Annotated in this window: 24 protein-coding genes and 1 tRNA gene; 20 read left to right on the top strand and 5 right to left on the bottom strand. The window is 61.6% G+C overall.

Annotated features, from left to right (window positions below; genetic code table 11):
- Positions 1–5 precede the first annotated feature (5 nt).
- The gene (gene mutL, locus JY451_14125; protein QZH74775.1) at positions 6–1,817 is read right to left on the bottom strand and encodes a DNA mismatch repair endonuclease MutL; all 1,812 of its coding nucleotides are present in this window, start codon (positions 1,815–1,817) and stop codon (positions 6–8) included.
- Between the two features lie 187 nt (positions 1,818–2,004).
- Between mutL and JY451_14120 the strand changes: the two genes are divergently transcribed.
- The 8 genes from JY451_14120 (at position 2,005) to JY451_14085 (ending at position 10,399) form a co-directional block, all read left to right on the top strand.
- Positions 2,005–3,051 (top strand): rod shape-determining protein, encoded by a 1,047-nt coding sequence (locus tag JY451_14120; GenBank protein QZH76739.1) that lies wholly within the window; start codon positions 2,005–2,007, stop codon positions 3,049–3,051.
- A gap of 32 nt (positions 3,052–3,083) precedes the next feature.
- Positions 3,084–4,016, top strand: a complete 933-nt coding sequence (locus JY451_14115) for a rod shape-determining protein MreC (GenBank protein ID QZH74774.1) — start codon at positions 3,084–3,086, stop codon at positions 4,014–4,016.
- On the top strand, positions 4,016–4,570 hold the full coding sequence (locus tag JY451_14110; GenBank protein ID QZH74773.1) for a rod shape-determining protein MreD: 555 nt from the start codon (positions 4,016–4,018) through the stop codon (positions 4,568–4,570). Before JY451_14115 ends, JY451_14110 begins: the two co-directional genes overlap by 1 nt.
- Before the next feature lie 3 nt (positions 4,571–4,573).
- The gene (gene mrdA / locus JY451_14105) at positions 4,574–6,601 is read left to right on the top strand and encodes a penicillin-binding protein 2 (GenBank protein ID QZH74772.1); all 2,028 of its coding nucleotides are present in this window, start codon (positions 4,574–4,576) and stop codon (positions 6,599–6,601) included.
- Entirely contained in the window at positions 6,598–7,716 is a 1,119-nt protein-coding gene (gene rodA / locus JY451_14100; protein ID QZH74771.1) for a rod shape-determining protein RodA, read from the top strand. The genes mrdA and rodA overlap by 4 nt, the downstream gene beginning before the upstream one ends.
- 103 nt (positions 7,717–7,819) lie before the next feature.
- Positions 7,820–7,895, top strand: a tRNA-Lys gene (locus JY451_14095).
- Positions 7,896–8,513: 618 nt separating this feature from the next.
- Positions 8,514–9,245, top strand: a complete 732-nt coding sequence (locus tag JY451_14090) for an SDR family oxidoreductase (protein QZH74770.1) — start codon at positions 8,514–8,516, stop codon at positions 9,243–9,245.
- Between the two features lie 5 nt (positions 9,246–9,250).
- Positions 9,251–10,399 carry an alpha-hydroxy-acid oxidizing protein gene (locus JY451_14085; GenBank protein ID QZH74769.1) on the top strand — a complete coding sequence of 383 codons (1,149 nt, stop codon included), beginning with the start codon at positions 9,251–9,253 and terminating at the stop codon, positions 10,397–10,399.
- Positions 10,400–10,461: 62 nt separating this feature from the next.
- Here JY451_14085 and JY451_14080 read toward each other — a convergent pair whose 3' ends face one another.
- Positions 10,462–10,686, bottom strand: coding sequence for a hypothetical protein (locus JY451_14080; GenBank protein QZH74768.1), 225 nt, complete (start codon positions 10,684–10,686; stop codon positions 10,462–10,464).
- A 252-nt stretch (positions 10,687–10,938) separates the two neighbouring features.
- Between JY451_14080 and JY451_14075 the strand changes: the two genes are divergently transcribed.
- Positions 10,939–11,901 carry a hypothetical protein gene (locus JY451_14075; protein QZH74767.1) on the top strand — a complete coding sequence of 321 codons (963 nt, stop codon included), beginning with the start codon at positions 10,939–10,941 and terminating at the stop codon, positions 11,899–11,901.
- Here JY451_14075 and JY451_14070 read toward each other — a convergent pair.
- The gene (locus JY451_14070; protein QZH74766.1) at positions 11,898–12,416 is read right to left on the bottom strand and encodes a flavin reductase family protein; all 519 of its coding nucleotides are present in this window, start codon (positions 12,414–12,416) and stop codon (positions 11,898–11,900) included. The genes JY451_14075 and JY451_14070 overlap by 4 nt on opposite strands.
- A gap of 105 nt (positions 12,417–12,521) precedes the next feature.
- Between JY451_14070 and ribB the strand changes: the two genes are divergently transcribed.
- The 5 genes from ribB to JY451_14045 all read left to right on the top strand — a co-directional run bounded on the left by ribB (position 12,522) and on the right by JY451_14045 (position 16,774).
- On the top strand, positions 12,522–13,790 hold the full coding sequence (gene ribB, locus JY451_14065; protein QZH74765.1) for a 3,4-dihydroxy-2-butanone-4-phosphate synthase: 1,269 nt from the start codon (positions 12,522–12,524) through the stop codon (positions 13,788–13,790).
- 3 nt (positions 13,791–13,793) lie between these two features.
- Entirely contained in the window at positions 13,794–14,213 is a 420-nt protein-coding gene (locus tag JY451_14060; GenBank protein ID QZH74764.1) for a 6,7-dimethyl-8-ribityllumazine synthase, read from the top strand.
- On the top strand, positions 14,210–15,178 hold the full coding sequence (locus JY451_14055; protein QZH74763.1) for an aldo/keto reductase: 969 nt from the start codon (positions 14,210–14,212) through the stop codon (positions 15,176–15,178). The genes JY451_14060 and JY451_14055 overlap by 4 nt, the downstream gene beginning before the upstream one ends.
- 218 nt (positions 15,179–15,396) lie before the next feature.
- The gene (locus JY451_14050) at positions 15,397–15,651 is read left to right on the top strand and encodes a hypothetical protein (GenBank protein QZH74762.1); all 255 of its coding nucleotides are present in this window, start codon (positions 15,397–15,399) and stop codon (positions 15,649–15,651) included.
- Between the two features lie 115 nt (positions 15,652–15,766).
- Positions 15,767–16,774 carry a hypothetical protein gene (locus JY451_14045; protein QZH74761.1) on the top strand — a complete coding sequence of 336 codons (1,008 nt, stop codon included), beginning with the start codon at positions 15,767–15,769 and terminating at the stop codon, positions 16,772–16,774.
- 136 nt (positions 16,775–16,910) lie between these two features.
- On the opposite strand, the gene eno is transcribed toward JY451_14045, so the two are convergent.
- Positions 16,911–18,197: a phosphopyruvate hydratase gene (gene eno, locus JY451_14040; GenBank protein ID QZH74760.1), complete on the bottom strand. Its 1,287-nt coding sequence runs from the start codon at positions 18,195–18,197 to the stop codon at positions 16,911–16,913.
- A 162-nt stretch (positions 18,198–18,359) separates the two neighbouring features.
- Between eno and JY451_14035 the strand changes: the two genes are divergently transcribed.
- The 6 genes from JY451_14035 to JY451_14010 all read left to right on the top strand — a co-directional run bounded on the left by JY451_14035 (position 18,360) and on the right by JY451_14010 (position 20,972).
- Complete coding sequence (locus tag JY451_14035; GenBank protein ID QZH74759.1) at positions 18,360–18,938, top strand: hypothetical protein; 579 nt, start codon at positions 18,360–18,362, stop codon at positions 18,936–18,938.
- 138 nt (positions 18,939–19,076) lie between these two features.
- Positions 19,077–19,418: a phage holin family protein gene (locus JY451_14030; protein ID QZH74758.1), complete on the top strand. Its 342-nt coding sequence runs from the start codon at positions 19,077–19,079 to the stop codon at positions 19,416–19,418.
- On the top strand, positions 19,411–19,773 hold the full coding sequence (locus tag JY451_14025; GenBank protein QZH74757.1) for a hypothetical protein: 363 nt from the start codon (positions 19,411–19,413) through the stop codon (positions 19,771–19,773). Before JY451_14030 ends, JY451_14025 begins: the two co-directional genes overlap by 8 nt.
- 21 nt (positions 19,774–19,794) lie before the next feature.
- Positions 19,795–20,286, top strand: coding sequence for a hypothetical protein (locus JY451_14020; protein QZH74756.1), 492 nt, complete (start codon positions 19,795–19,797; stop codon positions 20,284–20,286).
- Positions 20,287–20,388: 102 nt separating this feature from the next.
- The gene (locus JY451_14015; protein ID QZH74755.1) at positions 20,389–20,619 is read left to right on the top strand and encodes a DUF4170 domain-containing protein; all 231 of its coding nucleotides are present in this window, start codon (positions 20,389–20,391) and stop codon (positions 20,617–20,619) included.
- A gap of 32 nt (positions 20,620–20,651) precedes the next feature.
- Positions 20,652–20,972, top strand: a complete 321-nt coding sequence (locus JY451_14010; protein QZH74754.1) for a four helix bundle protein — start codon at positions 20,652–20,654, stop codon at positions 20,970–20,972.
- 107 nt (positions 20,973–21,079) lie between these two features.
- Here the strand turns inward: JY451_14010 and greA are convergent, their stop codons facing one another.
- A complete protein-coding gene (gene greA, locus JY451_14005) occupies positions 21,080–21,559 on the bottom strand; it encodes a transcription elongation factor GreA (protein QZH74753.1) in 480 nt (159 codons plus the stop codon).
- Between the last annotated feature and the right edge of the window lie 54 nt (positions 21,560–21,613).

Raw genomic sequence — 21,613 nt, 5'->3', positions numbered from 1 at the left:
TCGCATCAATGCCTCCCAAACAGCTTTTCGACATCCTGCATGGACAGCTTCACCCATGTAGGCCTGCCATGATTGCACTGTCCCGAACGCGGAGTCGATTCCATCTCACGCAGCAGCGCGTTCATTTCGGCCACACTTAACGTCCGCCCCGCCCGCACCGATCCGTGGCAGGCCATGGTGGCGAGGACGTGCTCGATCTTCTCGGCCAGCAGCAACGAGGCTCCGTGCTGGGCCACATCGTCCGCCAGATCGCGCAGCAGTGCCTGCGGGTCTGCATGGCGGAGCGACGAGGGGATGGCGCGTACCAGCATGGCATCCGGGCCAAAGCGCTCCACAGCCAAGCCCAGGGCGGCGAAATGCTCCGCCTGCTCCTCCAGCCGATCACAGTCGGACTCGTCCAGCTCGACAACTTCGGGCATCAGCAATGCCTGACTGGCGGCGACCTTGTCCCCTGCCTCTGCCGCGCGCAGACGTTCGAGCACGATCCGCTCGTGCGCGGCGTGCTGGTCGACCAGCACCAGCCCATCCGCCGCCTCGGCAACGATATAGGTGTTGGCGACCTGCCCACGCGCAATGCCGAGCGGGTAGTCCGGCGCATCCTCCGGCAAGGGTTCTGCCGCCTCCGCCCGGCCCAGTGGCAAGGCGTGATCGGCGACGGGTTGGCTCCAGACCCCACTCGTCTCGGCGAGCCGGGCCGGTTCAGGCGCGGTCCAGTCCCGACCGGCAAAGATCGAGCGCAGCGCAGCGGTAGGCTCCGCCAGCGGTTCCGCCTGCCAACGCCCCATCGCGCCGCCATCGGGTGCCTGGGCACTGCGGCGATCTCCGGTGGAAAGCGCCTGCCGCAGTCCGCTGACGATAAACCCGCGCACTGCCGCAGCATCGCGGAACCGCACCTCGGTCTTGGCCGGATGCACGTTCACATCCACATCGGCGAAGGGTATTTCGAGAAACAGTGCCAGCACCGCATGACGATCCCGCGCCAGCATGTCGGCATAGGCTCCGCGCACCGCCCCGGTCAGCAAGCGGTCCTTCACCGGGCGCCCGTTGACGAACAGATACTGGTGATCTGCAACGCCCCGGTTCCATGTCGGCAGGCCGGCAATTCCGCTGAGCCGCATAACGCCCTCATCCGAAGGCCGCTCAAGATCGATTATCACGCTATTGTCCGCCAGGTCCCGAGCAACGATCTGCGCCACCCGTTCGGCGGCGTCCTGCCCCGGCTGAACGGCGATAATGCGCCGATCTCCATGTGTGAAAGCAAAACCGATATCCGGCCGCGCCATCGCCAGGCGACGGATAACGTCGTGGCAGGCGGCATATTCGCTGCGGGCGCTACGCAGGAACTTGCGGCGGGCGGGCACTTTGCCGAACAGGTTTTCAACCAGCACACGGGTTCCCGGCGGTAGCGCCGCAGGGCCTTCCCCGGCCAATACGCCGTGATCGATCACCCGTCGCCAGCCCTGCGGCGCATCGGCGGGGCGGCTCTCGATGGTAAGCCGGGCGACGCTGGCGATGCTCGGCAGCGCCTCGCCGCGAAATCCCAGCGTGGCGACCTGTTCGATAGCGTCGTCGGGCAGTTTCGAGGTAGCATGGCGCTCCAACGCCAGCGCCATTTCCTCGGACGTCATGCCGCAGCCATCATCGGTGACTTCAATCGAACCCAGTCCGCCCTCGACAATCGCCACTGCGATCCGCCGCGCACCCGAATCCACCGCGTTTTCCACGAGTTCCTTGAGCGCGGAAGCCGGGCGCTCCACGACCTCGCCCGCCGCAATGCGGTTGACCAGGGTTTCCGGAAGACGGCGAATGTGCGGCATAGATCCGGTCCCTACAGGCCACCCGAAGCCTTTTCGAGCCAAAGCGCGGCAAAACCGTGCACTTCTCGACAAATATTTTGGCCTTTCTCCCGGTCACGCGCTAAGGGGCGAGACCTTTCGCAACGCGCAGGTCTTCCACACGCGGACTCTCGCGTCTCCCGCGGCTATCATGACTACGGATTTCTCAATGGGCTCCTTCTTTTCCAATCTCTTCAAATTCGGTTCGCAGAATATGGCCATCGATCTCGGCACGGCGAATACGCTGGTTTATGTGCAGGATCGCGGGATCGTGCTCAACGAGCCTTCGGTGGTGGCGATTGAAACGATCAACGGCATCAAGCGGGTCAAGGCCGTGGGCGAGGACGCCAAGCTGATGATGGGCAAGACGCCCGACAGCATCGAAGCGATCCGCCCGCTGCGGGATGGGGTGATTGCCGACATCGAAATCGCCGAGGAAATGATCAAGCACTTCATTCGCAAAGTCCACGGCAAACGCACCCTGCTGCGCTATCCGGAAATCGTCATTTGCGTGCCTTCGGGTTCGACTTCGGTGGAGCGCCGCGCCATTCGCGATGCCGCCAGCAATGCCGGGGCTTCGGAAGTGTTCCTGATCCTCGAACCGATGGCCGCGGCCATCGGTGCGGACATGCCGGTCACTGAACCGGTTGGGTCGATGGTGGTCGATATCGGTGGCGGCACCACTGAAGTCGCGGTGCTCTCATTGCGCGGCTTGGCATACACCACCTCGGTTCGCACCGGTGGGGACAAGATGGATGAAGCCATCGTTTCCTACGTTCGCCGCCATCACAACCTGCTGATCGGTGAAGCCACGGCCGAGCGGATCAAGAAGGAGTATGGTGTTGCCACGGTGCCGGATGACGGCGTGGGTGAAACCATCGTCATCAAGGGCCGCGATCTGGTGAACGGCGTGCCCAAGGAAATCCAGATCAACCAGGCGCATGTGGCCGAAGCCCTTTCCGAACCGATTGGGGCGATTGTGGAGGGTGTGCGTATCGCGCTGGAGAACACCGCGCCCGAACTGGCGGCCGACATTGTCGATCAGGGTATCGTCCTCACCGGCGGCGGCGCGCTGATCAGCGGGCTGGACGCGCATATCCGCGAGGAAACCGGATTGCCGGTCAGCATTGCCGAAGATCCGCTCACCTGCGTGGCGCTCGGCACCGGCAGGGCAATGGAGGACCCGATCTACCGCGGGGTCCTGATGACGGCATAGAGGCGCAACACCAATAGGGGGAGCGGGCCGCAATGGCACCGCCTTCGGCACAAATATCCGGAACCAATAAAAAGGCGCAACTGGGCCGCTTTACCGGCTATGTCTTCGCCAGTGCGGGGGCAGCCATCGGTGCGCTCTTGCTGATCGTTTCGCTGTGGCGGCCCGAGGCCTTCTACGGCCTGCGGAGCATGGCGACCGACGCTGCCTCTCCCGTAGGAGAGGCGGGCGCAGTCACCCGCACCGGTTCGCGCAGCTTTTTTGAAGCTATCGCAGGTTATTACAACGCCGGATCGAAGAACGCGGAGCTGGAGGAGGAAATAGCCGTTGCCCGGGTGCAACTGGCCGAAGCACGCGCGCTGGAGCAAGAGAACGAGCGGCTGAAGGCGCTGCTGGGACTTGTGCAAAGCGATTTGCAGCCCGTCGCAACCGGGCGCCTTATCGGCTCCACCTCTGCTAGTACCCGGCGTTTCGGATACCTTTCCGCCGGAAGAAGCGATGGCGTTCGGGTGGGAATGCCGGTCACATCGCCGATGGGCTTGGTCGGGCGCATCCTCGAAACGGGTCGCTCTACTTCGCGGGTGCTGCTGTTGACCGATCCCGAAAGTATTGTTCCGGTGCGCCGGGCCACCGATGATGTCGTGGCATTTGCCGAAGGCCGTGCTGATGGTTCGCTGCGGATCCGGCTGATCAACCTGGGTATCAATCCGCTGGAGGAAGGTGATATCTTCGTCACTTCCGGTGCGGGCGGGCTTTTTCGCCCGAATGTTGCGGTAGCAATGGTGACCCGCCTCACCGACGACGGCGCGATCGGCCAGCTGCTGAGCAATCCTGCGGCAACCGATTACGTTGCTGTCGAACCGATGTTCGAGCCCGAATCCGTCGCCGCTGCGCAGGCGCCGTTGCTGACAGACCAACCGGTTGATTCGAATGCCGGTGAGCCGACCGCCGGGGATGGCGGCACCTGATGGACCGTCTTAACCCCGCATCCCGCCGCGACCGGTTCGGCAGCAAGATCAACCGCGATCACTCGCCGATCCTGGCATATGGCCTACCATGGATCACGATACTGCTCGGTTCAATGGCACCGATGTGGCCTATCATCGCGCCTGCACCAATCCTGCCACCGTTGGGTTATTCCCTGCTACTGGCGTGGCGGGTCTCGCGTCCCGGTCTTCTGCCGCTTTGGGCCGGACTGCCACTCGGATTTGCCGACGATCTCTTTTCAGGGCAGCCACTCGGCTTCGGCATCCTGTTCTTCTCGCTTACAATGATTGCACTCGATCTCATCGAAGTGCGTTTTCCCTGGCGGGGCTTCTGGCAGGACTGGGGGGTGGCGGCGCTGTGCATCGCCCTTTACCTTGTTCTGGGCGCACTGTTATCCGGGGCAGGTTTCTCGCTGGTTCAGCTAGGCCTCATCGTGCCACAGCTAGCTTTGTCGATCATGCTTTTCCCCGTTCTTGCCCAGTTTGCCGTCATGCTCGACAGGATCAGGCTTACGCGCATAAAGCGCATCGGCTGAATCATGGAACCCAAGCAATCTGCCAATTCCCTGAAGCAGACTTTTGAACGCCGCAGCTTCGTGATCGGCGGGATACAGGCCGGCATCGGTTGCCTGCTCGCGGCGCGGATGGGATATATCGCAGTCGCCGAGAACGAGCGGTACACGCTGGAGGCGGAAAGCAACCGGGTGAACCTTTCGCTCATTCCTCCACGCCGCGGCTGGATCCTTGATCGCGATGGCTCCCCGCTCGCTTCCAACCGCGCCGATTTCCGCGTCGATATTATTCCCGAACGTCTCCACGACGCAGACCGCACAGTCGATATCCTGAGCGAATTGCTCGAGTTCGATGCAGTTGCGAAGGCTGACTTGCTAGACCGGTTGAGGGAAAGCCGGGGCTTCGCCGCAGTACCTGTGGCAAGCGGGCTGGAATTCGACAAATTCGCCGCCGTCAGCGTCCGCTTGCCAGAATTGCCCGGCGTAATCCCGCAGCGCGGATTCTCGCGCTACTACCCCACCGGTCCGGCCGTCGGTCACCTGATCGGCTATGTCGGCGCTCCCAGCCGCGAGGAGTACGAGGTCGAACCCCAGCCGCTATTGCTCACTCCCGGCTTCAAGATGGGCAAGGACGGGCTGGAACAGCAGTTCGAACAGACGCTGCGGGGAGAGCCGGGTGCGCGGCGAGTAGAGGTGACGGCTTCCGGGCGGATCGTTCGTGATCTCGAAACGCGCGAGGATGTGCAGGGCAATCCGATCCGCCTGACCATCGACGGACCGTTGCAGGACTATGCCGCACGTCGCATCGGTCTGGAATCCGGCTCGGTGGTAGTGATGGATTGCCTTACCGGCGATCTATTGTGCATGGCTTCGATGCCCAGCTTCGATCCCAACAGTTTCTCCGATGGCATCGGCCGCCTCGAATACTCGATGCTGAGCGAGAACGAACGGGTCCCGCTCCGCAACAAGGTGCTACAGGGGCTTTACCCCCCCGGCTCCACGGTGAAGCCGACGGTCGGCATGGCGTTACTCGGGGCAGGGATCGACCCCGAGGAAACCGTGAACTGCGGCGGCGGCCTGCGCGTTGGCAACCGCGTGTTCGGTTGCTGGAACCGCAGGGGTCACGGCGCGGTCAATCTCGCCAAGGGCATCTACCAGAGTTGCGACGTTTATTTCTACGCCATGGCGCAGCGAACCGGCATGTGGCCGATCGCGGAGGCATGCAAACGCTACGGGATGCAGGAACGGTTCGACCTCCCGGTGGCCAGCCAGTTTTATGGGACAGTACCCGATCCGGATTGGAAGATGCGGAAATACGATGCCGAGTGGCAGCCGTTCGACACCGTCAATGCAACCATCGGCCAGGGCTATATGCTCGCCAATCCCCTACAGCTGGCCGTTATGGCTTCACGCCTCGCGACCTCCAATATGGTAACTCCCCGACTGCTACTCTCGAACACCGCGCCGAGTTTCGCGAGCATGGGCGTAAGCGCTGAATACAAGACCTATATCCGGCAGGCGATGAGTGATGTCGTCAACGGGCCGGGCACGGCCGGTCGCGCGAGATTACCTATCGATGACGTATTAATGGCGGGCAAGACAGGTACAGCCCAGGTGGTGGGCCTGAACCTTTCGGACGGCAGAACCGGCCCATGGCGCTTTCGCGACCACGGGCTGTTCATCTTCTTCGCCCCGTTCGATAATCCGCGTTATGCCGGAGCGGTGGTGATCGAGCACGGCGGCGGCTCGGGCGCTGCCTATCCGGTGGCGCGTGACGTGATGACATTTCTGTTCGATCCGCAGAAGGGGCTGGAAGCGCTCCATTCACTGGAGCGCCAGTGGGGCGGAACGGCGCAACAACGCCTGGATTCGCAATACGTCGCCTATGCCAGCGCAGCCGGAGTTGACCTGCCACCTGCGCCGCCGCCAGTCCAGCTTGCGCGCCAGGTCGATGCCGAAGCACGCGCAGCAGCGGCCGAGCCGGAGCAACCGGTAAACGATGCATTTACCCCGCGCGAAGATCCCAATCCTCGCGCCCCGGAATCGTTGACATGAAGGGCGGTATTGCCCTTCCCAGCCAGATCGCGGATTTCCCTTGGCGCGTTGTGATTCCGCTGACCTTGCTTGTGATGTTTGGCGCCGCTGTGCTTCATTCTGCGGCTGGCGGCTCGATGAGTCCTTACGCCACGTCGCACCTGGTCCGCTATGCGGTTTTCCTGATTGTGGCGCTGGTAATTTCGCTCATCCCGCGGGACTGGGCGAGGCTGGCGGCGATACCGGCCTATCTCGCGGTCCTGGTCCTCCTGATCGGCGTCGAGATTGTCGGGCAGGTTGGCGGGGGAAGCCAGCGGTGGCTCGAACTGGGATTTATCCGGCTGCAGCCTTCGGAGGTGATGAAGCCGGGAATCGTGCTCATCCTGGCCGCCTTCTACCATGCTCTGCCGGTGGGGATGATCGGGAATTGGCGGGCTCTCCTGATCCCGCTCGGGCTGATCGCAATTCCGATGGGATTTGTGTTGCTTCAGCCAGATCTTGGCACTGCTCTCGCCATCGGGTTTGGCGGAGTGGTCGTCATGTTTCTGGCAGGGTTACCGCAGAAATGGTTCATCGGTGGCGGAATCGCCGCGTTGATTGCCGCCCCTCTCGCCTTCTTCTTCGGATTGCAGGATTACCAGCAGCAGCGGGTGCTCACGTTCCTTGATCCCGAAAGCGACCCCCTTGGAACGGGATACCACATCACCCAGTCGAAGATCGCTATCGGTTCAGGCGGAATTGCCGGCAAGGGCTTTGGCGAGGGATCGCAGAGCCATCTCGATTATCTTCCGGAACCCCACACAGATTTCGTATTCGCGACGATGGCGGAGGAATGGGGGCTGGTGGGAGGACTGTTCGTATTGCTGATCTTCGGCATTATCCTGCGGTGGGGACTGATCGTGGCGCGCGAGGCCCCGGATCGCTTCTCGCGGCTGCTTGCTGGCGGATTGACGGCAACGATCTTCTTCTATGTCGGGGTGAATCTGATGATGGTAATGGGTATGGCCCCGGTCGTCGGCATCCCCCTGCCCTTCATGAGCCACGGCGGATCATCGATGATGACCAATATGCTCTGCGTGGGCGGACTGATGATGGTGGAACGCTGGACAAGGCAAGCGGGGCGCGGCGGACTCTAACCGCGAAATACCCCCTTTAACGCTGGCTCGGAATCGCTATACGGACGCCTCCCGGCGATTCGCTTGTGTGCATCAAAGGGCTTCCCGCGATATCCGCCGGAATGGACGCATAGCTCAGTTGGTAGAGCAGCTGACTCTTAATCAGCGGGTCCTAGGTTCGAGCCCTAGTGCGTCCACCATTTTTTTCAGAGATTTGGAAGAAGGCGGCGGGCATCAATCCCAGCCAATGTAACGAGCTAGCTAACGCAGCTAAGCGAGCGACGATCCCTCTGCCAGGTCCGCAGAAGCATCGGGACCGAACATCTCGAACTTGGAGATGCGCTCCAAGTCCCAGCGCACCAATTCGAGCAAGATCCTGCCGTACGGCAGGACGCGGTGAACGCTGTCACTGATCGCTTCCATTTTTCATCAGGAGCGCGCTGCCAGTTCGCGTCGGCCTCCCCAGCGTCGCATCAGGCGCACGGGAATGCGTGACTTCCAGCAAGGCGGCGCGGGCGCATTCATCGGCCACCGCGGCCATGCATTGAAATTGTCAGCAGAGATCTGCCACGCGCATAGGGCTGGCCGTGCAGCAGGCGATAGGCCTGCCAGTTGAGCGTTGGGGCAGCTGTCGATGGAAACCAACCGCCCATTGTCGAAGCTGTTGGCCTGAAGACCCATTGCGAATAGCGCAGTTTGCGCTGGGGCGTGACGCAGAATGAGCAGGCCCCAGGTTCGGCGCTGTTGCGGGCTCCTATTCTTTTTGTTGACTTTGTCCCGCCGTAATCGGCAACAGGATCTCTCGAACGGGAGGATCTATGATGAGCATACTTGCGGGCCGGGTCGCGGCGATCACGGGCGCCAGCTCCGGCATCGGTAAAGCTTGCGCCCTTGAGTTCGCGCGGAAGGGCGCCAAAGTAGTGCTCGCCGCGCGCCGGGCCGAGCGGCTGACAAGGTTAGTTGCGGATATCGAGAATATGGGAGGCGAAGCGCTGGCTGTGACCACCGATGTTACAGACGAAGCCGCTGTGGCGAACCTTTTTTCGAGTGCATTAGAGCGATTTGGCACGGTCGATGTGCTGATAAACAACGCCGGAATTGCCGACAGCACCCCTGCACACAAGCTTGATCTGGAGTTGTGGCGCAAGATTATCGATACCAACCTGACCAGCGCCTTCATCTGCGCCAAGCACGTCTGGCCGATATTCCTGACCGGCCGGCGCGGCAGGATCATCAATATTGGCTCGATCTCGGCCCGCGTCCCGCGTGCCGAAAGCCCGGCTTACACCGCCAGCAAGTTCGGGCTTGATGGGCTTACGAGAGCTCTTGCAGTAGATGGCCGCGAGCACGACATTGCGGTCTCAATCTTCCACCCCGGCATTGTTGCCACGGAAATCATGCCAGGGTCGGTCAAATTGCCCGAAAACTTCGCCGCTACGCCCGAAGAAATCGCTCAAGTGATCGTCCATATGTGCGATTTGCCAGATCATCTGAACTTCTATGAGGCGCTTGTTGTCCAGAACAAGCTGCCATTCCTCGGTCGCGGCTAATACGCGTGGCAGGAGTTTCCGACTGCCTCAATATCGCAGATTTGCGGCGCAGGGCCCGCGGCAGATTGCCCCGCGGCGTATGGGAATATCTTGAACGCGGGGTGGAGGACGAGACGGGACCCGCGCGCAATCGGGAGTCCTTCGATCGCATTGCGTTTTACCCCCGCGTACTGCGTGACGTTTCGGCAATAGATACGAGAACCACGATCCTCGGTAAGCCGAGCACCCTCCCCTTCGCCATCGCGCCTACGGGGGCGGCTGGGACGATGTGGTATCGTGGCGATGCAGAACTGGCGCAAGCGGCTGCGCGCGCTGGAATCCCCTTCACGATATCCAGTGCCAGCACGATGGACCTCGAGGAGATCATCCCGGCGGGAGGGCGGCAGTGGTTCCAGTTATATTTGTGGGAGAACCGCGAACTTTCGTGGGGGGTGCTGGATCGCGCCCATGCCGAGGGATGCGATACGCTATTTGTCACACTCGACCTGCCAGTGCCACCAAATCGGGAATATCTGCATCGCAACGGCTTCGGATCGCCCTTCGGGGTCAATCGCCGAAACGTGCCTGATATTCTTGCCCACCCCCGCTGGTTCGCAGCGGTAATCGGCAGATATATGCTGAATGGTGGATTGCCGCAGCAGGCGAATCTTCCGCCGCATTTGAAAAGTTCGGTAGTGAGAGGGGCAAAGCCGGGCGCACAGTTCAAGCAGGACGATCTCGACTGGGACGGGGTCGCACAAATCCGCGCCCGGTGGCCGGGGAAGCTGGTCCTGAAGGGTATCCTTCACCCGGATGATGCGCGGAAAGGAGTAGCGCTAGGTGCAGATGGCATTGTGGTTTCGAACCACGGCGGCCGCTCGCTTGATCACGCCATCGCAGCGATCGATGCCCTGCCCGAGATTGCCGAAGCAGTGAGAGAACAGACGACAATTTTTCTCGACAGCGGAATAAGGAGAGGCAGCGATCTGGTTAAAGCGCTCGCGCTTGGCGCGCATGCGGTGATGATTGGGCGCGCGCCGCTCTACGGATTGGCGGCCGCGGGCGAATCCGGAGTAACGCGAGCGATTGAGTTGCTGGCGGAAGAGCTCCGACGTGTGATGGCTATGGTTGGCGCACGCAGCATCGAGGAAATCGACCGCAGCCTTATTGCCTGAAATGTTGCGAAAAAGAAAAAGGCGGGACATGCCCGCCTCTTCCGTGTCAGAATTTCAAGTGCTTACGGGCTGACAGGCGGCTCATCCTCGTCGGCATCGCCGACCACGACAATCACAACGCCAGCCAAAATCAGCAAACCAAGCAGCCAACCCAAGCCCTTCATACCTGCCAGCTCGCTCTCGGCAATCGGAGCAGATGTTCGTGCATCGATCGGCATAGCAGAGGCAGCGGTGCTACCGATAAGAAGTCCCGCAGAAGCGAGGCCCAGAACAATCTTGCGAAGCATGACATTACCCTTTGTTCAATCCGCTTGCCGAATTAACAGCGGATATGACCATGTCAACGCGTTTATGCCGCAGATGCAGCATAAATCGGTTTCAGGTAAGTTCCCAGGTAATATTAACGAATTCAATGTGGTTTTGCGGACACATTATACCAAGCTGCATCGGGAAAGTATGTTGCGCTTGCTGCTGTCTCGCAATCAGGCCACAAAGGCTTGATGGGTTGCCAAAGCATCATCCGTGGCTTGGCCGCTGTGTTGACGCTCGTGTCGGTTGCTGGATTCGATGTTGGACAAGCGCGCGCGCAAAATGTGACCCAGTGGTCAGCGCTACAACGTGAAGACCTGCGTCTTGCATCGGTCGCTGATGGACTCTTGCGAGCCAATGCGCATCTGTGCCGCAATACAATGCCTGTAACTGGGCTGATCCTGCATAGCGCTGACCAATATCCTGACGGTGCAGCACAGGCGCGCTTTGCCAATGGCCCGGTTGCGGTTGCCGCAATAGTTCCCGGTTCTCCTGCGGCCCGAGCCGGCATCCTGCCTGACGACGGCATTCTGGAGATCGGGGGGGAGCCAACCGATGCGCTTTTAACGATGGGTAGGGGCAATCTGCGTGAATCTGCCTTCGACCTGCTCACTCGGCAGCCGTCTGGAGACTCCTTCCAGCTCCGGATCGCTCGGAACGGTGTAGATCTTGATTTCATCATTTTGGCCCCTCCTGGCTGCCGCACGCTGGTGGAGATTTTGGTCGGAACGGGTCCGCGTGCGCGCTCCGATGGCCGGGTAATCCAGATGCAGTATGACTTCGCGGGCGAGCTCGACGATGCGCAGATGGCAATCGTGCTGGCGCATGAACTGGCGCATACGGTACTAGAACACCGCCGGCGCAAGGAAGAAGCCGGAATCGACAATGGCATGTTCGCTGAACTGGGGCGCAATCAGCAGGCGAATCGTGCGGCGGAAGTGGAGGCCGACCGGCTCTCGGTCCACCTGCTGGCCAACGCAGGATACGATCCAGCCATTGCGCCGTTCTTCTGGCGTTCCGATGTCGGCCACAGGCTCGGCGGCGGGGCGATGCCCAGCTTCGTCTATCCCTCGCAAGAAGCGCGCGCGCAGCTGATCGAGCAGGAAATCGCCCTCTACCTGCCGCAGCGGCGGGGGCCGAGCTGGCCGGGTCACCTTTTAGCCTCGCGAGAACGCGGCTTCAGCGCCGACTAGCCGCGCCGCGATCGCTCCGGTGCAGCGCTGATGTCGATATAGTGGCGGTCGAAATAGGTCAGCGGAGTGGCATCCTCACGATGATTGGCTTCGATTAGCGCGCCGATGAAGATGGTGTGAGTGCCGAATACGTGCCGGTCCGCAACGGTACAAATGAGGCTCGATTGCGCGGAGGCGAGCACCGGAACGCCCTGCTGGTCGATCCAGTCACCCACGGCAAAGCGATCGGGCGTCGGCAGCATGAAATGTTCTGCAACATCACGATTGGCCAGCCCCAACACGTTGACGCAGAATCGCTCCGCCTGCGCCAATGGCTCGTGCAAGGATGCTTCCCGATTGATGCAGGCCAGCAGCGATGGCGGGGAAAAACTCAGCGAACTGACAGCCGTGGCGAGGATGCCGAACCGCTCGCCTTCATGTGCAGTAGTGACAGCGTAAACAGTCGCGGCAACGTGCCGCATCGCCGAACGGAACGCCTCGCCAAGCTCGATATCGCTCTGTTCTGCAGGGTGCATTGGACTTCATTGGCGGGGGATTGATAGAGGCGCAAGGGGGGAGAGGCTTTGGAGCAATGTGATGATCGCGCTTGTGCACACATTAGAATGTGCTAACGCCATTCCATGATGGAAACGACGATCGATAAGGTCCGCAAATTGGTAGCGGACGGGAAAATGTCCCGCACCGGTCTCGCCCGTGCTGCTGGGTTGCATGCAAATACCTTGCGCGATTGCACCGAGGAGGAGTGGAACCCCACCGTCGAAACCCTCGGGAAGCTCGACCGCTTTCTGGCGGAGAACGACTCCACCCCCGTTCTCGTCGGGATCGAGGAGATCATCGAGGAAGCGCGCAACGGCCGGATGTACATCCTTGTCGATGACGAGGACCGCGAGAACGAGGGCGACCTTATCATCCCGGCGCAGATGGCCACCCCCAACGCGATTAACTTCATGGCCACCCACGGGCGCGGGCTGATCTGCCTCTCGCTCACGGCCCGGCGGGGCAAGGAGCTCGGCCTCGAAATGATGAGCGCGCGCAACCGCACCCGTCACGAAACCGCCTTCACCGTGGCGATCGAGGCGCGCGAGGGCGTCACCACCGGCATCAGTGCCGCTGACCGGGCGCGCACAGTTTCGGTCGCCATCGACTCCTCAAAGGGGCCGGACGATATTGTCACTCCCGGCCACGTCTTCCCGCTGATCGCCCGCGAGGGCGGCGTGTTGGTGCGCGCCGGGCATACCGAAGCGGCGGTGGACATTTCCCGTCTCGCCGGGCTCAATCCCAGCGGCGTGATCTGCGAGATCATGAACGAGGACGGCACCATGGCGCGGCTGGAGGACCTGATCACCTTCGCCCGCAAGCACGGCCTGAAGATCGGCACGATCCGCGATCTCATCGCCTACCGGATGCGCAACGATCACCTCGTCAAGCGCACCAGCGAAAGCAGCCTGCAATCCGATTACGGTGGCGACTGGCGGGTGATGACCTACCGCAACACCGTCGATGGCTCGGTCAACGTGGTGCTGCAAAAGGGCCATGTCGTCCCCGGCCAGCCGGTGCTCACGCGGATGCATTCGATCTCCATTTTCGACGACATCCTGGGCCGCCCCGGAGAGAAGAAGCGCGCACTTCAACGCTCGATGGAAGCCGTCGGCAAGGAAGGTAGGGGGCTGATCGTGGTACTGATCCCCAACAAGCCCGACCTGTTACAGGACGAGATCGCCGGCCTGCCACGCGATACCTCCGAACTGCGCGAATACGGCATTGGCGCGCAGATCCTTGCCGACCTTGGCGTTACTGACATGATCCTGCTGTCCAATTCGCACCACAACGTCGTCGGCCTTGAAGGCTACGGCATTACCGTGGTCGAAACCCGCGCAATTCCGGAGTAATTCATGGCTCATTTCCTGATCATCGAAGCCCGTTTCTACAGCCATTTGAATGACATGCTGATCGCCGGAGCCAAGGGCGCGCTCGAAGCGGCAGGGCATTCGGCGGAAGTCGTCACCGTTCCCGGCGCGCTGGAAATTCCCGGCGCGATCGCGCTGGCCGCCGAGAGCGACCGCTATGACGGGTTTGTCGCCATTGGCGTGGTGATCCGGGGTGAAACCTACCACTTTGAAATCGTTGCCGGGGAAAGCGCCCGCGCGATTATGGCGCTGACGATGGAGGGCCTCGCCATCGGCAACGGCATTCTCACCACCGAAAGCGAGGCGCAGGCACTGGTCCGCGCCGATCCGGCGCAGAAGAACAAGGGCGGCGAAGCGGCTCAGGCGGCGATACGGATGCTGGAGCTGCGGGAGCAGTTCGCTTGACCGCGCACCCGGCCATCTCGGGCATTCCGCTGGTGCTCGGCGGCAATGTCTTCGGCTGGACCGCAACGGGCGACGAGGGCTTCGCCGTGCTCGACGCTTTCTACGAAGCGGGTGGGCGGATGATCGATACGGCCGATGTCTATTCGGCCTGGATTCCCGGCCATGTCGGCGGGGAATCAGAGACTTATATCGGGCAATGGCTGGCCTCACGTGGAGTGCGCAAGGACATGCGCATCCACACCAAAACCGGGATGCTGAGCGCTGCCAAGCCCGCCAGCCCCGGCGATATGGGCGATCCCGGCCTCTATGCGCCCGAGAAGGTGCTCGAACATCTCGATGCCTCGCTGGCGCGATTGCAGACCGACTATTGCGATCTCTACTACGCCCACCGCGACTTCGCGGAGCTGGAGGTGGGCCAGATTGTCGAGGCCTTCGACGGGGCGATGAAGACCGGCAAGGTCAAGTCACTGGGTGCTTCCAACTTCACCGCCCCGCGACTGCTCGCCGCTCTCGATTATGCCGATGCCAACGCGCTAACTCCCTTCATTGTGTTGCAAAACCAGTACAATCTGGTCGCGCGTGATGCCTACGGTCCTGAACTGCAACAGCTCTGCGTCGAGCGCGGTATTGCGATGCTGCCTTTCTTCGGACTCGCGGCCGGCTACCTGACCGGCAAGTATCGCGAGCCTGTCGACTTCGAGACAACTCGCGGCTATCGGGCCAGGGACTATGCCGAAGCAGGGCCGCCGGTGCTTGCCGCGATGGATGCGATAGCGGCGGAAACGGGCGCCAGCTTGCCCGCCATCGCGCTGGCTTGGCTGGTCCGCCAGCCCGGCATCCCTGCCCCGCTGGCGAGCGCGCGCAATGTCGAACAATTGCTGACTTTGCTCGAATTCACGCGAGTGGAATTGACTGAAGCGCAACTGGCGCGGCTTACAGGGGCGCTGCAAGTCGACGCACAATAGATTCAATCGGTCCCATTCCGTTCGTGCCGGGTTAGTCGAAGCATGACCGCTTTGGGCTGAGAATGTAGGAGCACCCTCGGCTGAGCGGGTTCCGGGTATCACATCGATTCACATTGAAATGTGATCGTGTTGGATTTGCGCCCTGCCTTTTGACGATTTTAGCGACGCACAACAGCGGCATAAAGGAACCTAACGGCATCAGGCGGCTTTAGCAGAGCATGGACGGACCACTCGAATGGGTAGCCGCAATCGGCACAATCATCGCTGCTTCTCTGGTCGCGTTCGACTTGGGCCGCCGCACCACAGCATGGGGCTTCGTCCTGTTCTGCCTCGTGTCTGCGCTCTGGATCGGCATCGGGCTGACCAGTGACGCCATGCCCATTGCGGCAATGAATCTTATCCTGCTGCTGATCAACGCTTGGGGTGTCTGGCAATACTGGTTCCACCCGAAGAACCGGAAGGCGAAGGATTGATCTTGCTCCGCAGACCCTCACCTTCTCCCGAAATGGAGTGGGCTTGAAGGTACCCCGCTGGTCAGCACGGTCGAACCGCGATAGGCTGCTGCTCATAGCCAAAGGAGAGCACCTGATGTTCGCACGAATTTCGCTAATCGCAACGACTGCAGCGCTGCTGCTCAGCACCTCCGCTTCTCTCGCACAGGATATCCCCGAGAGTGCGGCTGTCGATATCCGCGAATGGCCGGTGCCGTGGTCGGACACCCGCCCGCGCGATCCCTTTGCTGTGTCAGACAGCGAGGTGTGGTTCGTCGGCCAGCAAGGCCATTATGCCGCGCGGCTCAATCCGCAATCGGGCACATTCGAGCGGATCGACCTGCCCGAAGGCGCGGGTCCGCACAACCTGATCGTCGCCGACGACGGGGCGATATGGTATGCCGGAAACCTGACCGGGCACATCGGCAGGATCGACCCCGTCACCCGCGAAATCGAGCAGATCCCCATGCCCGATTCCGCCGCGCGCGATCCGCATACGCTCACTTTCGATGCTGCGGGCGATATCTGGTTCACCGTCCAGAACGGCAACTTCATCGGCAAGCTGACCGTGGCAACGCGCGAGGTGCAACTGATCCCCGTGCCGACCGAACGGGCGCGTCCCTATGGCATCGAGGTGGCAGCGGACGGGACCGTCTGGGCGGTGCTGCTGGCGACCAACAAGCTTGCCCGCATCGATCCCGCCACGATGGAACTGACCGAAATCCCCCTCCCCCGCGAAGAAACCCGCCCGCGCCGCATCGGCCTGACCGACGATGGCCGCGTCTGGTATGTCGACTGGCGTGAGGGTTTTCTGGGTGTTTACGATCCCGCAACCGGAGGCTTCGAGGAATGGGTCGCGCCCTCGGCCGAAAGCTCGATGCCCTATGGCATGGCAGTGGATGGCGAAGACCGGATCTGGTTCGTCGAAACCGGGGTGCAGCCGAATCGCTTCGTCGGCTTCGATCCGGAAACCGAGGAGTTCTTCGCCGGTGCCGATGTACCGTCAGGGGGTGGCTCGGTGCGGCATATGCATTACCATGAAGGCACAAACGCGATCTGGTTTGGGGCGGATGCGAATACGATCGGGCGGGTGGCGCTGGATTGAGGGGGCCTTAGTTTTTTTCCTAAACTTCGTCACCCCGGACTTGATCCGGGGTCCCGCTTTGATAGTCATGCGAGCGAGCGAAGCGGGACCCCGGCTCGGGGGCCCGGGTGACGAGAATCCTAGCTCAAACCCAGTCCTACCCAGCAAGCCGCCCGAAGCACCCCTTCCCCGCATAGAAAGCGCTCGAACCCAGCTCTTCCTCGATCCGGATCAGCTGGTTGTACTTCGCCAGCCGGTCGGAACGCGCGAGCGAGCCGGTCTTGATCTGGCCGCAGTTGGTGGCAACCGCGAGATCGGCGATGGTCGCGTCCTCGGTCTCGCCCGAGCGGTGGCTCATCACGCTGGTGTAGCCTGCGCGATGGGCAATATCGACGGCTTGCAGCGTCTCTGTGAGCGTGCCGATCTGGTTGACCTTCACCAGCAGCGAATTGGCCAGCCCCTGCTCGATCCCCATCCGCAGGCGGCTGGGATTGGTGACGAACAGGTCGTCTCCCACCAACTGGACCTTGTGGCCCACGGCATCGGTGATCGCCTTCCAGCCCTCGAAGTCGTCTTCGGACATTCCGTCCTCGATCGACTTGATCGGGTAATCTTCGCACAGCTTGGCGAGGTAATCGGCCATCTCATGGGGCGAGAGCGACAGCCCCTCGCCCGAAATTTCGTACTTGCCGTTGCGGAAGAATTCGGTTGCGGCGCAGTCCATTGCCAGCGCCACGTCGGTGCCCGGCGTGAACCCGGCCCTTTCGATCGAGGCCATGATGAAATCGAGCGCGTCACGGGTGCTGGCAAGGTTCGGCGCGAAGCCGCCCTCGTCGCCGACCGATGTCGCCAGGCCCTTTTCGTGCAGGCCCTTCTTGAGCGTGTGGAAGATTTCCGAACCCCAGCGCACCGCTTCGGCCAAAGTGGGAGCGCCCACCGGCATCACCATGAATTCCTGGAAATCGATCGGGTTGTCGGCGTGTTCGCCGCCATTGATGATGTTCATCATCGGCACCGGCAGCACGTGCGCGGAAACGCCGCCGAGATAGGCCCACAGCGGCATTCCGCGCGCCTGCGCCGCCGCCTTGGCCACCGCCATGCTCGCGCCAAGAATGGCATTGGCGCCGAGCGCAGACTTGTTGGCGCTGCCGTCGAGCGCGATCATGGCCATGTCGATATCGCGCTGGTCCTCGGCGTCCATTTCCAGCAGCAGATCGGCAATCGGGCCGTTCACTGCCGCCACCGCCTTGGTCACGCCCTTGCCGAGATAGCGGGTCTTGTCCCCGTCGCGCAGTTCGACGGCCTCGTGCGCACCGGTCGAAGCGCCCGATGGCACCGCCGCGCGGCCCATGCTGCCGTCCTCCAGCAATACATCGACTTCCACCGTGGGATTGCCCCGGCTGTCGAGAATTTCGCGGCCGTGGACGTCGATGATGGCGGTCATGCAAAGGCTCCTGTATGTCTGTTTGCGCGCGTCCTATAACCCGGAACCTTGCACTGCAACACGCGTTGAGTCCTTGAACATCGGTGTGTTACAACCATAACACAACCAAGGGACAAATTTATCGCGAGGGGTTCCCCCTCCATTACGGAAAGGGAAGTTGACATGGCTACCACGAAATCGACTGGCGGCACGACCCAGCCGCAGACCGCAACCATCGCTGCCACCGATGGTGCGGCCGAGACTGTCGGCACGACCGGCGCCGAGGCTACCGCCGCTGGAACCACTGCAGCTTCGCCGCGCACTGAAGAGGCTAAATCGCGCTTCAACGCCGCCCTGGAAGAGGCCAAGGCTGGCGCTACGGTCCTTACCGAAGAAGCCAAGGCACGCGCTGGCCAGTATCGTGATGATGCGAAGGCGCGCGGGCAGGACTGGTCGGTCGAGGCGAAGACCAAGGCGAGCGAACTGGCTGTTGAAGGCAAGCACAAGGCGAGCGAAGCACTGTCCGGCCTGTCGCGTGTGATCGACGAGAATGCCGCTACGCTGGATGAGAAGCTGGGCGCGAAATACGGCGATTATGCCCGCAGCGCTTCGCAGGCATTGCAGGAAAACGCCCGCAAGCTCGATGAAAAGAGCCTCGATCAATTGGCCGACGATTCGCGCGAAGCGATCCGCAAGAGCCCGGCAGCTGCTGTCGGCCTCGCGGCGCTGGTCGGCTTCCTGTTTGCCCGCCTGTTCCGCTGATCTTTCATGTTGGGACGCGCTGAAGAAAGCTCATTCGATCACCCCGGGAGCGGCTCTGTCCAACGGCCAGAGTCGCTCTCGAGTGAAACCGTAGCGTCAACTACCGATGATCAACCATCGGAAGGCCCGCGCCGTTCGTTGGTCGACGACTTCGAAGCGCTGATTGACGATGGGCGGACTTATTTCGAGGCCGAGCTTACCTACCAGAAAAGCCGCGCGGGATTTGTTGCCAACCGGCTGAAACTGGCGATCGTTTTCGGTGTCGTGGCGGCATTCTTTGCCGTTCTGGCAACAATCGGTCTGACTGTCGGCCTGATCATCGCCCTCACCCCGCTGATTAGCGCCTGGGGCGCCACTGCCGTGGTCGTGCTCGCATGGCTGCTGATTGCCTACCTGTTGGTGCGCCGGGCAAGCGGCGCATGGGCCGAGCTTTCGGCTGCAATGGATCCCTCGGCGAACGAAACGAGAGAAGATGTCTGATACCCTCATCCACCTCGAAGCGGACCGGCTGATGCGCGATGCGGCCAAGCGGCTTGTCCAAGCCGATATCCGCAACATTCGCGGCGATGTGAACGAACAGGGCGTCGGTTCCCGGATGGCACTGCGACTGCGCGAAGGTGCTGAAGGCGTGGGCGACGACATCGCTGCCTATACGCGCGAAAACCAGGCGCAGGTGGGAACGGTTCTTGTAATGGGCGCTGCCGTTTTGTTCGGATGGCTTTTCCGCGACTCGCTCGGCGATGCGATCGAGAAAGTCTGGCAAGATATCACGCTCACTCCCGAACCCACTCTTTCGGAACGTATCGCTGCCAAGGCGCGTTCGTTCACCGACTGAACAACCGACAGGAAACCATTCATGACCGACCAGAAAAGAGAAGAAATCAAGGCGCGGATTGCTGCTGCCGAGGAGCGCGAGAAGAGCCGTTCGGGCCAGACCCTCACGGAGCGCGCGAGTGAAGGTGCCAGCGATGCCGCCGATGCCTTCACCGACTTCGTGAAGAAGCATCCGCTCGCCGCAGCCGCAGGTGGGGTTGCGATTGGCATCCTGATTGCCGGCATGTTCAAGGGGCCGCGTCAGGCCGCCGCCCGCGGCGGAGCCAAGGCTGCCGGGCTGGCCGCCATCGGTGCCGAAATCGCGAGCGGCTTTGCCTCGCAACTGCTTGACGGTGCGACGGATCTGGGCCGCGAAGGCGCTCGCCGTGCAGGCGATCTGACCGACACCGCTGGAGACAGGGCGCGAGCAATCGGACGCACGACCACTCATAAGGTCGGCGATGCCGCCGATGCAGCGCGGATCGCCCGCCGCGAAACCGGCAAGGCTATCGCCCGCACACTGGGTCGCCGCTGATCTACTAAATTTGCCGCAATTTACCCCTTGCGCCGTCTGCCAGATTGTCTGACAGGCGGCGCAATTGCTTTGTTCATCAGTGCTCTAAAAGGGGAATATCCGATGCCAGAAGGCCAGCAACTGCTCCACCTCGTAATCGGCGGCCGGGTAATCGATCCGCAGGGCGTGCAGTTCCAGGACCTCAAGGACATCCACGTCGTCGGCTTCTACCCCAGCTATGCGGAGGCCGAGGAAGCCTGGCGCGCCTGGGCGCAACGCACCGTTGATGATGCCGAAATGAAGTATGTGATCGTGCATTTGCATCGGCTGTTGGAACCGAGTTTGGGGCGGTAGGCAGCAGGCAATAGGCAATAGGCAATAGGGCGGTGAGTTCGGTAAAATCTCATCGCGATCTGTTGGTTTGGCAGCGGGGCATAGTGCTGGCTGAAGAGGTGTATCTGCTCAGTCGCTCTTGGCCCAAAGACGAGTTGTACGCTCTCACCTCGCAAGCACGCCGAGCGGCTGTCTCGATTCCGTCAAACATTGCCGAAGGTTATGGGCGTCAAAGCCGTGCGAGTTATGCCCACCATCTTAAAATCGCGCGAGGATCACTGCTCGAACTGGAAACCCATTTGCTACTCGCGGAACGAGTGAGTGTCGCGAAAGACGGCAGTTGCAATGCGGCGCTCGCCAAGACTGAGGAGTGAGCAAAATGCTTGGCGCGCTAATCCGATCACTCGAATCGAAGGGCAATCAGCAGCAATAGTCCACTATTGCCTATTGCCTATTGCCTATTGCCCAATCCCTCCAATCCTCAAATAAACTCAATCTTCTCGATCGAATAAAACTTCTCGCCCGAAGGCACCGTCACTTCCACCTCGTCGCCAACGCTCTTGCCGATGAGCGCACGCGCCAGCGGGCTTTCATAGGAGATACGGCCGACCTTGGCGTCGCTCTCCGCAAGGCCGACGATCTGGTACTTCAGCGGCTTGTCGTCCTCATCTAGCACCGTCACCGTGGCGCCGAACATCACCTTGTCGCCCGAAAGCGAGGCCGGGTCGATGATCTGCGCGCGGCTGGTGCGGTCTTCGAGATCGGAAATCATCGCTTCCACCTGGCCCTGCCGTTCCTTGGCGGCGTGATACTCGGCGTTCTCGGAGAGATCGCCGTGCGCGCGCGCTTCCTCGATCGCGTCAACGATCTTCGGCCGTTCGGCCCGCAAGGCCTTGAGGTCTGCTGTCAGCTTTTCATAGCCTTCCGCCAGCATCGGCACTTTCTGCATCGTCTTGCCCATCTTTCCTGAGCCACCCGTCAAAACGGCCCTGCCCCGCCTGCAAGGCGGATGGCG

The organism is Erythrobacter sp. (assembly GCA_019739335.1).
Lineage (GTDB): Bacteria > Pseudomonadota > Alphaproteobacteria > Sphingomonadales > Sphingomonadaceae > Alteraurantiacibacter.
Note: the sequence above shows the minus strand (reverse complement) of the source record. Positions and strands in the feature narration are given on the sequence as shown.

Coding starts and splice junctions, on each gene's coding strand:
- mutL (QZH74775.1), bottom strand. CDS start 1,817: ATGCCGCACATTCGCCGTCTTCCGGAAACCCTGGTCAACCGCATTGCG.
- JY451_14120 (QZH76739.1), top strand. CDS start 2,005: ATGGGCTCCTTCTTTTCCAATCTCTTCAAATTCGGTTCGCAGAATATG.
- JY451_14115 (QZH74774.1), top strand. CDS start 3,084: ATGGCACCGCCTTCGGCACAAATATCCGGAACCAATAAAAAGGCGCAA.
- JY451_14110 (QZH74773.1), top strand. CDS start 4,016: ATGGACCGTCTTAACCCCGCATCCCGCCGCGACCGGTTCGGCAGCAAG.
- mrdA (QZH74772.1), top strand. CDS start 4,574: ATGGAACCCAAGCAATCTGCCAATTCCCTGAAGCAGACTTTTGAACGC.
- rodA (QZH74771.1), top strand. CDS start 6,598: ATGAAGGGCGGTATTGCCCTTCCCAGCCAGATCGCGGATTTCCCTTGG.
- JY451_14090 (QZH74770.1), top strand. CDS start 8,514: ATGATGAGCATACTTGCGGGCCGGGTCGCGGCGATCACGGGCGCCAGC.
- JY451_14080 (QZH74768.1), bottom strand. CDS start 10,686: ATGCTTCGCAAGATTGTTCTGGGCCTCGCTTCTGCGGGACTTCTTATC.
- JY451_14070 (QZH74766.1), bottom strand. CDS start 12,416: ATGCACCCTGCAGAACAGAGCGATATCGAGCTTGGCGAGGCGTTCCGT.
- ribB (QZH74765.1), top strand. CDS start 12,522: ATGATGGAAACGACGATCGATAAGGTCCGCAAATTGGTAGCGGACGGG.
- JY451_14060 (QZH74764.1), top strand. CDS start 13,794: ATGGCTCATTTCCTGATCATCGAAGCCCGTTTCTACAGCCATTTGAAT.
- JY451_14050 (QZH74762.1), top strand. CDS start 15,397: ATGGACGGACCACTCGAATGGGTAGCCGCAATCGGCACAATCATCGCT.
- JY451_14045 (QZH74761.1), top strand. CDS start 15,767: ATGTTCGCACGAATTTCGCTAATCGCAACGACTGCAGCGCTGCTGCTC.
- eno (QZH74760.1), bottom strand. CDS start 18,197: ATGACCGCCATCATCGACGTCCACGGCCGCGAAATTCTCGACAGCCGG.
- JY451_14035 (QZH74759.1), top strand. CDS start 18,360: ATGGCTACCACGAAATCGACTGGCGGCACGACCCAGCCGCAGACCGCA.
- JY451_14025 (QZH74757.1), top strand. CDS start 19,411: ATGTCTGATACCCTCATCCACCTCGAAGCGGACCGGCTGATGCGCGAT.
- JY451_14020 (QZH74756.1), top strand. CDS start 19,795: ATGACCGACCAGAAAAGAGAAGAAATCAAGGCGCGGATTGCTGCTGCC.
- JY451_14015 (QZH74755.1), top strand. CDS start 20,389: ATGCCAGAAGGCCAGCAACTGCTCCACCTCGTAATCGGCGGCCGGGTA.
- greA (QZH74753.1), bottom strand. CDS start 21,559: ATGGGCAAGACGATGCAGAAAGTGCCGATGCTGGCGGAAGGCTATGAA.